At 36.3% G+C, this 13,036-nt stretch carries 8 protein-coding genes; 7 read left to right on the top strand and 1 reads right to left on the bottom strand.

Features of this window, described 5'->3' with window-relative positions; translation table 11 throughout:
* Positions 1-120: 120 nt before the first annotated feature.
* The 7 genes from ICJ85_RS09060 to rlmB all read left to right on the top strand — a co-directional run bounded on the left by ICJ85_RS09060 (position 121) and on the right by rlmB (position 12,151).
* Positions 121-3,249: a SusC/RagA family TonB-linked outer membrane protein gene (locus ICJ85_RS09060; RefSeq protein ID WP_188223479.1), complete on the top strand. Its 3,129-nt coding sequence runs from the start codon at positions 121-123 to the stop codon at positions 3,247-3,249.
* 28 nt (positions 3,250-3,277) lie between these two features.
* Positions 3,278-4,894, top strand: coding sequence for a RagB/SusD family nutrient uptake outer membrane protein (locus tag ICJ85_RS09055; protein WP_188223478.1), 1,617 nt, complete (start codon positions 3,278-3,280; stop codon positions 4,892-4,894).
* Positions 4,895-4,918: 24 nt separating this feature from the next.
* Positions 4,919-5,647: a hypothetical protein gene (locus ICJ85_RS09050; RefSeq protein ID WP_188223477.1), complete on the top strand. Its 729-nt coding sequence runs from the start codon at positions 4,919-4,921 to the stop codon at positions 5,645-5,647.
* A 224-nt stretch (positions 5,648-5,871) separates the two neighbouring features.
* The gene (locus tag ICJ85_RS09045) at positions 5,872-9,039 is read left to right on the top strand and encodes a SusC/RagA family TonB-linked outer membrane protein (protein WP_188223476.1); all 3,168 of its coding nucleotides are present in this window, start codon (positions 5,872-5,874) and stop codon (positions 9,037-9,039) included.
* A gap of 63 nt (positions 9,040-9,102) precedes the next feature.
* Entirely contained in the window at positions 9,103-10,515 is a 1,413-nt protein-coding gene (locus tag ICJ85_RS09040) for a SusD/RagB family nutrient-binding outer membrane lipoprotein (RefSeq protein ID WP_206688037.1), read from the top strand.
* Positions 10,516-10,547: 32 nt separating this feature from the next.
* The gene (locus ICJ85_RS09035; RefSeq protein ID WP_188223474.1) at positions 10,548-11,348 is read left to right on the top strand and encodes a hypothetical protein; all 801 of its coding nucleotides are present in this window, start codon (positions 10,548-10,550) and stop codon (positions 11,346-11,348) included.
* Positions 11,349-11,413: 65 nt separating this feature from the next.
* Positions 11,414-12,151 carry a 23S rRNA (guanosine(2251)-2'-O)-methyltransferase RlmB gene (gene rlmB, locus ICJ85_RS09030; RefSeq protein ID WP_188223473.1) on the top strand — a complete coding sequence of 246 codons (738 nt, stop codon included), beginning with the start codon at positions 11,414-11,416 and terminating at the stop codon, positions 12,149-12,151.
* Between the two features lies 1 nt (position 12,152).
* Here rlmB and ICJ85_RS09025 read toward each other — a convergent pair whose 3' ends face one another.
* Positions 12,153-12,893 carry a rhomboid family intramembrane serine protease gene (locus ICJ85_RS09025; RefSeq protein WP_188223472.1) on the bottom strand — a complete coding sequence of 247 codons (741 nt, stop codon included), beginning with the start codon at positions 12,891-12,893 and terminating at the stop codon, positions 12,153-12,155.
* Between the last annotated feature and the right edge of the window lie 143 nt (positions 12,894-13,036).

The following is a 13,036-nucleotide window of genomic DNA, read 5'->3' as shown; positions in this document are numbered from 1 at the left end:
ATTACAACAATTACAGTCATTAAGACACTTATAGTGCCACCTAAAAATTAACGAATTTTTATTGTTTTATTAACTTTTAATTATCATTTTAGTGCCGACTAATTCAAATAATTATAAATAATGAAAACAAAGTTTAGTGGAATTCTAACGCTATTACTAGCGTTTGTCGTGCATTTAAGTTATGCACAAGAAAAAACTATTTCAGGTACAGTTATAGACAGCTATGGTCTACCCTTACCTGGAGCAACTATTATTGTAAAGGGCACATCATCAGGGACCTCTTCTGATTTCGATGGAAAGTATGTTATACAAGCCAACCAAGGAGCAACCTTGGTCTTTAGCTTTGTAGGATACACTTCTGAAGAAGTTACTGTAGGTGCTTCTAGCACCATTAACGTAACAATGACAGAGGACGCTGCTGCACTTGAAGAAGTTGTAGTAGTTGCTTTCGGTACTACAACTAAAGAAGCGTTTACCGGCTCTGCTAGTGTAGTTGAGGCAGAAAGTCTTGAGTTGAGACCTTTAACATCGCCTATAGCTGCCATCGAAGGTAATGCAACTGGTGTTCAATTCTTATCAGCATCAGGATCACCAGGATCTTCTCCCAGCATTGTAATTAGAGGGGTTGGAACCTTAAATGGAGACACAGATCCACTATATATTGTAGACGGTGTGTCTTTCCAAGGAGGCTTAAGCACATTAAATCAGGATGACATCGAGTCTATCACAGTTTTAAAAGATGCAGCTTCAACATCTCTTTACGGATCTCGTGCTGCAAATGGTGTTGTTATTATTACTACGAAAAAAGGAAAAAAAGCATCTGGTATTACGGTTAACGCAACAAGTCAATTTGGTGTAATAACTAAAGGAATAGACGAATACGATGCGGTTAATCCAGGTGAATACTATGAATTAATGTGGCAGTCGTACAAAAATTCATTAGGAGGAGATGCAGCTGCTGCGGCTCAAGCTTCGGCGACTATTTTTAACCGTTTAGGAAGAAACCCTTTCGATGTTCCAAACGATCAAATTGTTGACACTGATGGTAATCTTAATCCTAATGCTAATCTAATTGCCAAAGATTTAGATTGGTATGATGCACTTGAGCGTACAGGAAGTAGACAAAACCACTCTGTAAACGTTTCTGGTGGAGGTGAAAACCACTCTGTGTTTTTCTCAGCCTCTAACTTAGCTGAGAAAGGTTATGTTATTCAAAGTGGTTACGATAGAACCACTGGTCGTTTAAGTGGAACATTCAACGCTACCGATTGGTTATCTATGGGAGGTAATGTAAACTTTGCAAGTGAAAAATTCACAGGTTCTCCTTCTAGAGGTAGCTCTATTGCAAACGTTTTTGGTTTTGCTAAAAACATGGGATCTATTTATTCTCCATATTTATTAGATCCTACTACCGGAGATTATATCTATGATGAAGCAGGAAACATAAGATGGGATCGCGGTGAAAGTATTTCTTCATTAGGCATACAATCCAGACCTACAAATGTTGGTCGTAATGCCTTAGAAGAAGCGATCCTAAACAACGAATTGACAAAAAGAAACAATTACGGTTTCAGATATAATGCTGATTTCACCATTATTGAAGGTTTAAAAGTTAGTTTAATTTACGGTCAGGATATTCAAGATAGTTACAATAAAAGCTACGAAAACCCTGAGGTTGGTGATGGAGCACCAACAGCTCGTTTTCAAGACAACAGATTTAGAAGAACTGTTGAAAACTTCAACCAGTTAATTACTTATAACAAATCGCTAGGAAATCATAATTTCGATTTAACCTTAGGTCATGAAAGTTTCGACAGAAACTTCACTGAAAACAGCGCCTTTAAAAGCACTGAGACTATTTCAGGAATTTACGAACTGGACAACTTCTCAGTTGTATTAGACGCTAGTGGTAGTAGCACAGATTACAAACTAGAAGGTTTCCTTGGAAGACTTAATTATAACTTTGCAGATAAATATTATTTAAGTGCTTCTGCAAGAAGAGATGGATCTTCTGTATTTACAAATAATAAATGGGGTACCTTCTACTCTTTTGGAGGTTCTTGGAGAATTAGCCAGGAAGAGTTCATGAAAGATGTTTCATTTGTAAACAATTTGAAACTTAGAGGATCTTATGGAGAGGTTGGTAACGACCAATTAGGTAATTACTATGTTTCTCAACCCCTTTACGCTATTTACCCAAATGCTGGAACTCCTGGTCTTCGTTGGGATACTACAGGTAATGCAGACCTACAATGGGAAACATCTGAAAGTTGGGATGTTGCTTTAGAGTTTGGATTATTCAATAACCGCTTAACAGGTGCTTTCGAGTTCTACAAAAAAATATCATCTGATTTATTATACAACGTGCCAATTCCTCCTTCTGAAGGACAAATTGAAGCTCCGGATAACGTAGGAGATTTATTCAACCAAGGTCTTGAAATAGGATTAAACGGTTTAATAGTAGACAAGAAGAACTTCACATGGAACTTAGGAATCAATGCTTCAACCCTTAAAAATGAAATTACCTACCTTCCTAGTCCTTTCATAGACGGCTCTAAACGTTGGGAAGAAGGACGTTCAAGATTCGATTTCTTCGTATACGACTATGCCGGAGTTGATCCAAGTAATGGTGATGCTTTATTCTATATGTATGAAGAAACAGAAGACGCTGTTGGGGTTCCTGTATTAAACGACAATGGTACTCATGCTACAACAAATGATTATTTAGATGCAGGAAAAGGATACGTAGGAGCTAGTGCTGTACCAGACTTAATTGGTTCAATTTCTAATAGCTTTTCGTTTGGCAACATCGATCTTAATTTCTTATTCACCTACCAAATTGGAGGGGATATTTTAGATTACGGTTATGCAGATATGATGCATCAGGGAGAATATGGTGAATCACTTCATCCAGATGCTTTAAAAGCTTGGAAAAACCCGGGAGACATTACTAGCGTACCTAGACTAGAGAATGGAAATACTTTGTTAGCTCCAAGTTTATCTTCTAGATGGCTAACAGATGCATCTTATTTAGCATTAAGAAACATAAACCTGGCTTACAACCTAAGTTCTTCAACCGCAGATCAAATTGGTGTTGATAAATTAAGAATTTTTGTAACAGGAGAAAACTTAGCAATGTTTGCTAAAAGAACAGGATTAAATCCACAATACAACCTTTCTGGTACTCCATCTGGTAACGACTACAACCCGAATAGAGTAATTTCTTTAGGTGTTAATGTGGCATTTTAATTTTAATTAGATAATAAAAAAAATAGACATGATACGTAATAAAAAATATATATTCCTACTTGCTTTTGCGGCAATGGTCTTTGTAGGCTGTACTGAAGAGTATTTAGAGACAGCTCCAACCGATTCGATTTCTGAATCAACTGCGCTTTCTAACGAGGATAACATGTACCTTGTAGTTAACGGACTTCACAGAATGATGTATGGTCAAAATCAATTAACAGGAGGTGAATCAAGTCGCTCTGGTGAAAGCCACTTCCTTCCAATGTTTGATGCTGTTGGTGGTAGTATAATTCACTCTTCTCCGGGTAACGGATGGATGACGTCAGATTTAAAATGGACTTCTCACACCAATGCCAATGCTACAACTGGTTTTAATCTTTGGTTTCAACGTTACCATTTTATTGAAGTAGCTAATGCCATCATTAATAAAGCAGCAGGCAGCAATTTCACCGAAACAGAAAAACTAAATAATGTTTTAGGACAAGCTTACGCTTACCGTGCTTGGGCATACTGGAGATTAGTTACAACCTTCTCTAAAGGATATCTAATTGGAAACCCTAGTACCGACCCAGGTGTACCTATACTTTTAAATGAAGGAGCTCCATACGAAGGTGGTCCAAGAGGTACTGTTGAAGATGTTTACACTCAAATTTATTCAGACATTAATACAGCAATTTCCTATTTAGGAAAAGCGAGTGCTCCTGAAGACAAATCTCATATCTCAATAAATGCAGCATACGGCATAAAAGCACGTGTGGCTTTATCAAAAGGTGACTGGCAAATCGCAGCTGATAACGCAGCTTTAGCTAGAAACGGATACCCTTTACTTGATGAAAGCGGTTGGTTATCTGGATTTAATACCAACGATTTATCTGAAGTTATTTGGGGTGGTTACGTAATTGATACGGAAACCAATTACTATCAATCATACTTCTATTATGTTGCTTTCGCTTTCAACGGAAGTCAAAACAGAAGTAATCCTAAGTTAATCAGTAAAGAGCTATACGACAGAATCCCTTCTACAGATTACAGAAACAAAGGTTGGTTACCATTAGCACCAAACACAAACCCTGCCGCTTCTAACGATTTGGGAGGAAGTTATGAAACAGACCCGAATTATGACAACGAAGATGATTTCTGGGATGCATGGGAAGCAATCATTACCGAATACGGAGCTACTTCAGGACACAACACCCACCCTTATATGAATGTTAAATTCAAACAAAAAAATCCAGGTGGTATAGATCCTGACGATGTTATCTATATGCGTTCTTCTGAAATGGTTTTAATTGAAGCCGAAGCTAAAGCCATGTTAAATGACGTTGGCGGTGCTCAAAATGCCTTAGACATCTTAGGTTCTGCAAGAGATTCTGCATTTGACAAAACAGCTTTTACTACGCAAGCCCAACTTATGGATGAAATTAAATGGCAAAGACGTGTTGAGTTATGGGGAGAAGGCTTTAGTTACCACGATAACATTAGATGGGACGAAGGTTTAGACCAAACAAATTCTGGTGCTTCAGAGGTACTTTATCAAGCAGGATTTATGCAAGACAAACCATCTGTTAACGACGACTGGATTTTCCAAATTCCACAAGATGAACTTGATGCAAATCCATTCTTAACCGAAGCAGACCAAAACTAAGGTTTAACTTAACACATTGAAATTATGAAAAAAACAATCAATATATTTTTACTAATAATCTCCTTTGTAGTGTTACAGAACTGTGATGAGGATCAATTTGAGTCATCACTTAATTATGTTTCATTTGGAGACACTACGTATTCTACCGGTGTAGACGTAGGAGGATCAAATACCATTGATGTATACGTTTATACATCATCAAAAGTAAGTTCTGATGTTACTTTTAATATTGAAGCTGATGCTTCTGGAGCTGCCGATGGTTCTTATAGCATCCCAACATCGGTTACTGTGCCTAGCGGAAGTAACGAAGGTAAATTTACCCTTACTTTATCTGACGTCGATTTAGGGATAGGTATTAACAGAATTGAATTAAGCTTCACTGATGTAACGTCAGGATACGACAATGGAGGTTCTACTACTGTAGAATACATCCAAAATTGTACAGAAGTTACAGGTACTTTAGATTTTGTTTTTGACACCTTTTCAGATGAAACGTCTTGGGAAATAACAGATGCCCTCGGAGGTGTTGTTCTTTCAGGCGGACCATATGCTCGTAGCGCAGGTACAGCTTCAGAAAGTCTTACATTATGCTCAGGACGCGATTACACATTAACTATATTCGATGCTTTTGGAGACGGTATGTTTGATGGTGCTAATCTAGGGTCTTATACTTTATCTATCGATGGTGAAGTTAAAATCTCTAATGATGGTGAATTTGATGCTGAAGTATCTACCGCATTCGATACAAAATAAAAATTTAAAAACTTTGATTTCTTAAATTAAGGGAACCCTTTTAAAGGGTTCCCTTTTATTTTTTTAAGACATAAATAAACACGAAATCTACAGTCAAATCCTCGACTATTTAAACTATAATCCTAGATAAATACAAAGCTTATCAAAAAATTTTAACCTTAATTTATTGTTTATTTAACTTTTTATTTTGATTTTTGAACCTGACTAATTCAAATAATTATAAAATGAAAACAAAGTTTAGTGGAATTCTAACGCTATTACTAGCGTTTGTCGTGCAATTAACTTTCGCACAAGAAAAATTGATTTCAGGTACAGTTTTGGATAACTTCGGCTTGCCGCTTCCAGGAGCAACTGTGCTTGTTAAAGGAACAACAACGGGTGCCTCTACAGATTTCGACGGTAAATATGCAATACGGGCTAATCAAGGTGCTACTTTGGTTTTTAGCTTTGTTGGTTATGCTACGCAAGAGGTTATCGTTGGCTCTTCTAACACGATAGACATTACAATGTCGGAAGATGCCGCGGCTCTTGAGGAAGTTGTTATTACTGCTTTAGGTGTAAGTCGAAGCGAAAAAGCTCTGGGTTTTGCCACTCAAAGTGTTGAATCCGAAGAGTTGGTAAAAACAAACCAATCAGATTTCTCAAAAGCTTTACAAGGTAAAGTTGCAGGTGTAGATATTAAAGTGTCAAGTGGTATGCCAGGGGCGTCTTCTCAAATAACTATTAGAGGAGCTAGATCATTTACAGGAAATAATACTCCTTTATATGTAATTGATGGAATGCCTGTAGCTTCCACAGCATCATACTCAACGGGAAATAGTGTTACAGGAGCTGATATTTCTAATAGAGCTTTAGATATCAACCCTAACGATATCGAATCTATAAATATTTTAAAAGGACAAGCAGCTTCAGCTTTATATGGTATTAGAGCTTCTAACGGTGTGGTTCTCATCACTACAAAAAGTGGAAAGGGAGGTCCTATAGGCAAACCTGTAGTTACCATTAACCAAACTACTAGTTTCGAAAAAGTATCACGTACCCCTGACTACCAAACTACTTGGGCACAAGGTTTTAGTGGAGGGTTTAATCCAACCACTTCAATGTCTTGGGGTCCTAGAATAACCGATTTGCCTGACGACCCTACTTATGGAGGAAATGGAAATGGTTATGAAGGCATGTACAGAGTACCGCAGTTGGAGCGAGCAGGTTTAGACCCTTGGGTTAAACCTCAAGCTTATAACAATTGGGATGATTACTTTAGAACAGGTCATACATCAACAACGTCAGTTAATGTTAGCCAGGCAGGAGAAAACGGTCATTTTTCTGTAGGAATAGCCAATACCACACAAGAAGGTATAGCTTTAAATACAGGGATGACTCGTTGGAATGGAAAAGCTAATGCTGAGCGCAAATTCAATGAACACTTTACTACAGGTTTCTCCACTAACTTTTCAACTAATACTCTTGACAAATTAACAGGAGCAAACGACGGATCACTTGCAGGAGTACTTTCTGCTCCATCGAGTTACAACTTAAAAGGGATTCCTTCTAGCGAACCAGGAGATCCTTACACACAAATTTATTATCGTTCCTTAACTTTTGATAATCCATATTGGATTGCAAAAAACAACACTTTCAATGAAGCTACAGACCGTTTCTTTGGAAACGGATTCGTAAGTTATGCAACTCCTCTTGGCGAGGACATGAACTTAAGAGTTAAGTACCAATTAGGTGTAGACAGTTATTCTACACATTATCAAGACATATTTGGCTATGGTAGTAAAGGAGATAATGGTATTATTGATAATTATGGAGCTTCACAATTAACTTACAATTCCCTTTTAACAGCTAATTATGATTGGAATATTTCTGAAGATTTACAGTTAAACGTTGTTCTAGGTAATGAGTTGAATCATAACAAACAAAAGTTTTATTCTCAATTTGGTCAAGATTTTAATTTTGGAGGATGGAACCATATCGGCAATGCAAATATTGTTACTGCTGATGAAACTCAAAGAGAGGACAGACTTGTAGGGCTTTTTTCTAGTGTTTCTTTATCATGGAAAGATATGTTATTCTTAAACGCCACTGGTCGTAGAGATATCGTTTCTACTATGCCAAGAAACAACAGATCTTTCTTTTATCCATCTGTTGGTTTAGGATTTGTCTTATCAGAATTAGACTTTATGAAAGATGCTTCATGGATAAGCTTTGCTAAACTAAGAGGTTCTTATGCTGAAGTTGGGCAAGCAGGAAGGTATTTACCAAATAATTACACTAAACCAACTTACGGTGGAGGATTTTGGAATGGAGAACCTATTACTTACCCTTTAGATGGAATTAATTCATATACGCCAAATAGTGTTTTATATGATCCTAATTTAAAACCTCAAAACACTCAATCTTATGAGTTTGGTATCGATTTGAAGTTTTTTAATAATCGCTTAGGAATTGACTACAACATCTCTAGACAAAATGTTAAAGACCAAATCTTTACTGTGCCTTTAGCGGCTTCAACTGGAGCCACAAGTTTACTTACAAATGGAGGATCTGTACATACAGATGCTCATGAGTTAATGTTATATGTAACCCCAATTCAAACCGAAGATTTTTCTTGGGATATTAATTTAAACTATACACAAATCGACAATGTTGTTGATGAACTAGCAGACGGTGTTGAAAGTATTTTCCTTGGAGGGTTTACCACTCCTCAAGTAAGAGCAGGTATAGGTAATACATATCCTGTTCTTTACGGAGATCAGTTTGCAAAAAATGATCAAGGTCAAATACTTGTTAATGAAGATCCAAATTCACCTCATTACGGTATGCCAATGGTTGGAGAACCAGGTGTTCTTGGAGAAATCTCTCCTGACTATATAATTGGAGCTACAACAAATTTTAACTATAAAGCTTTTTCTTTAGGAGCTGTATTTGAATTGAAGAGTGGAGGAAATATGTATTCTGGATCTAATGGTTTATTAGACTTATACGGAATGTCTGAAAGAACAGAAGATAGAGAGTCAACTTTTATTTATCAAGGATACAAAGCAGATGGCACACCTAATGACATTGTAAGAGGAGGGCCTAATGATCCTAATGCCGTACAAACTCTATACAATGATGTCCTAGCTAACATTGATGAATATTACATTTTTGGAAATTCATACCTTAAATTAAGGGAAATTTCGCTTAGATATGATGTACCTAAAAAGCTTCTTCCTTCCCTTGATTTATCAATCACAGGTTTTGCAAGAAACATTTTACTATGGACAGAATTACCAAATTTTGATCCTGAAAGTTCACAAGGTAATAACAATATAGCTGGAGGATTCGAAAGATTCTCTATGCCACAAGCAACGAGCTTTGGTATGAATTTAGAAATCAAATTTTAATAATAACAAATGATTATTAACATGAAAAAATATATAAGTAAATTAATAATAGCCTTTATTGCAATGGCATTATATTCTTGTTCAGAGGACAAACTCGATGATATCAACAAGAATGTCAATGATCCTTCAGAAGTAGGTTCTTCTTTAATCATTACTGATGTCATGGTTAATTCAGCATTCAGTGTAGTAGGTAGTGATTTAGCTTTTTACGCTAGTACCTATATCGAGCACAATGTTGGTATTTTTGGACAGATGAATCAAGCAGAAATACGAGTTGCTCAACCAACAAGTAGTACCACATACAACAATAGTTGGGGCAGTATTTACACAAATCTATTAAACCTAAAGGATATTATTAATAAATGTTCTGCTGGAGGTTCTGAAGAAGGGAACTTTCACACTTTAGGAATTGCTCAAATCCTAACAGCTTATAATTTAGGTATATTAACAGATGTAATGGGTGATGTTCCTTACAGTGAAGCATTACAACCTGGAATTATTTTCACGCCAATATTAGATAGTCAAGAAGCTATTTACACTGAATTATTTACACTATTAGATTCTGCCATCACTAATTTACAAAAAGATAGTACTTTTGGTTCATTAGGAGCACAAGATGTTATTTATGGTGGAGATGAAGAAAAATGGTTAAAAATGGCTTATGGTTTAAAAGCTAGACATACAATGCGTTTATCTTTAAAATCTCCAGATTACGCTAGTGTAATTTCCTTTGCGAATAATTCATTCTCTAGCGCATCAGAACAGTGTCAATTTGATTATAATGGTACATCCTCTACAAGTCCTTTTCAACAATTTTATGATGATAGAGATTATTTTGGAGCTAGTACTAGTTTACACAATAAATTAGTTTCTAGAAACGACCCACGTGACGATATCTTTTTTATTGAACACCCAGACAGTTCTGAAGGAATTTTATTTGCTCCTAATGGAGAACCTGAACAAGCCCAAGGAAAATATGCCATTTCTGGAATTACAGATATAATGGCTCCAACATACTTACTGAGCTATCATGAAATTGAATTTCTTAAAGCTGAAGCTTACGCCAGACTTGATCAGCTTGAAAATGCAAAAACTGCTTTAAAAAATGCTATTACAGCTGCTTTTACTAAGGTTAATGTAGGATTAGCTACAGCAGATGCTGAAACCTATTACACTGACGAACTCGAACCTAAACTAACAGATAGCGATGCTGCTTTAGAAGAAATTATGGTTCAAAAATATATTGCTTTCTTTGAAGAAGAGGCTGTTGAAGCTTATAATGATATTAGAAGATTGAATGCCATGGGTGAAGATTTTATTCAGCTTGATAATCCTCTAAATAGTACTATAGGATTCCCGTTAAGATTTACTTATGGCTCGGATGACGTTACAACTAATGTTAACGTGAGGGATGCATACGGAAATGGAACCTATGTTTATTCAGAAAATGTATGGTGGGCAGGAGGTTCACGCTAATCATTCTATACAAACTTTTAAAATAAAAAAACATGAAACAATATAAAATATTAGCCATATTATTTGCATTTACATTAGCATTTTGTGGATGTGAAGATACTAACGACAACCTTGTTGGCTCAAGAGGTGTTGCGATTGTACCAATTATATCTAATATCGATCCTGCATTCTACACTTCAAACTTAGAAGCTTCTTATGTAGAATTCAATGTCGATTTAGAAGATGGTGACACCGTCGATGCTGCCGAAGTACAAGTTACCTTTAATGGAGAGACAGCTGTACTACAGGACATTGAATCGTTTCCTGCAACGATAACGATTCCTGCGCTTGATGCTATTGAGGCATTAGGCATATCTGAAAGTGATGTTGAAATTGATGATTTCTTTCTTTACCATGTAGTAACAACCAAAAATGGTGTTTCAAGTCGTTCAACCGCAGCTCTTAAAGTATTTGTTACTTGTGAATTCGATCCTGCTCTTGCCTCAGGAAGCTACCATGTGGTTTCCGAAGATTGGGAAGTTGAAGGTGATGTTACAATAACCGCAGATCCTAACAATCCTTTTTTAATTGGGATAGCTGGTATATACGAAATGGAAGGTGGTGCACCTAACGACAATATCCTATACCTAAACATTAATCCAAGTAACTTTAATGTAACAGGAGAAAAAACACTATTAGGCCCTAGTGCACCATGGGGAGCATACACGAATTATTATTATACACCTACAAGTGGATTATATAAATCTTGTACAGGAACCTTTGAAATGTCTTTCGCAATAACTGTTGATGAAGGAAGTTTTGGAAGCTATAACTTTGTATTTACTAAGAACTAATTTTTTTCACATAAACTACTTAAAACCACTTCATTTTTGAAGTGGTTTTTTTATACCTTTGCGCCATGCAAGAACAAACACAAATATTTGGTATTAGAGCGATTATAGAAGCTATAAATGCAGGCGAAACTATTGATAAAGTCTTCCTTCAAAAAGGTTTAAAAGGAGACTTATTCGCCGAGTTAGAATTTGTGCTTCGTCAAAACGCTATTAATTCGTCATATGTTCCTGTTGAAAAATTAAATCGCCTTACCAAAGGCAATCATCAGGGCGCGGTTGCTCAAATATCACCTATAGCTTTTCACGATTTAGAAAACTTAGTGATGCAAGTAACCGAATCTGGTAAAACGCCTTTATTCCTTTTGCTGGATCAGTTAAGTGATGTTCGAAATTTCGGTGCTATTATCCGTACAGCCGAATGTACAGGAGTTGATGGCATTATTATTCAGAAGAAAGGTGGTGCACCTGTAAATGGTGATACCATTAAAACCAGTGCTGGTGCGGTTTTTAAAATTCCTATCTGCAAGGTAGACCACATTAAAGACGCGGTTTTCTATATGCAGGCATCAGGTATTAAAGTTGTTGCTGCCACCGAGAAAACAAACGACACACTCTACGATGTAAATTTTACTGAACCTTGTGCTATAATTATGGGGTCTGAAGATCGCGGTATCAATCCATCTACTTTAAAAGTAGTTGATGCTAAAGCTAAATTACCTTTATTAGGTGAAATAGGATCGTTAAATGTATCTGTTGCTTGTGGTGCATTTTTATACGAAGCCGTTAGACAACGTTTAAAGTAAATTAATTTTCCTCGTTTTTCTGCTCTTTGTATGAGTAACTGATAATAATGGACTCTTGCTCCTCCTCTACTTCGGGTTCAATATGTTCTATAAAATTTCCATTCTCATCAAAATGCTTTAAAAACGGATCATCATCTTCGTTATAATCGGGTTGTTCCCAAACGTATTTTTTGGGCTTGGCAATCGACTTTTTAAAAATAAAAGCGAATAACAAACCTGTAATTAACCCTGACAAATGCCCTTCCCATGAAATACCTTTCTCTATTGGCATAGTATACCAAATCATACTTCCATAAAGAAAGACGACTAAAAGCGACAATGCAATCAACCGGTAGTGCTTAGCAAAAACACCTTTAAAAAAAATAAAACTCACTAACACATATATAAGTCCGCTGGCTCCAATATGATAGGATGGTCGACCTATACACCAAGTTAAAAAACCAGAAACAAGAATACCATAACCAAGCACCTTCCAAGCGATTGACCTGTAGAAATAAAATAAGGCAGTACTAAGCACCAATAAAGGCACCGAATTATGCGCTAAATGTTTTATGCTTCCGTGAATAAACGGACTAAATAAAACACCTCTCAATCCTTTTAGACTTTGTGGATAGATTCCATATTTACTCAACCGGAATCCAAAACGCACCTCTGCCCAAAATATCACCCAAATAAAAAGCACAAAAAATAAAGGGTAAGCGATAACACCTGTTGAAAAATGGAAATGTTTGTGTTTTTTCATTGTACTAAATATAGCAAATAGTTTTCCAATATTATACTTAGTGCTAAAATGGCAGACCTCTTGGGTAAGGTATAGAAGCTGCATCCTTTTTAATATGAAAAAAATATAGCCCTTCCACTGCGCTCAGGATAGACTACAAGACC

Source organism: Aestuariibaculum marinum, assembly GCF_014596975.1.
GTDB lineage: Bacteria > Bacteroidota > Bacteroidia > Flavobacteriales > Flavobacteriaceae > Aestuariibaculum > Aestuariibaculum marinum.
The sequence above is the reverse complement of the archived record's forward strand: the minus strand, read 5'-3'. Positions and strand labels throughout refer to the sequence as shown.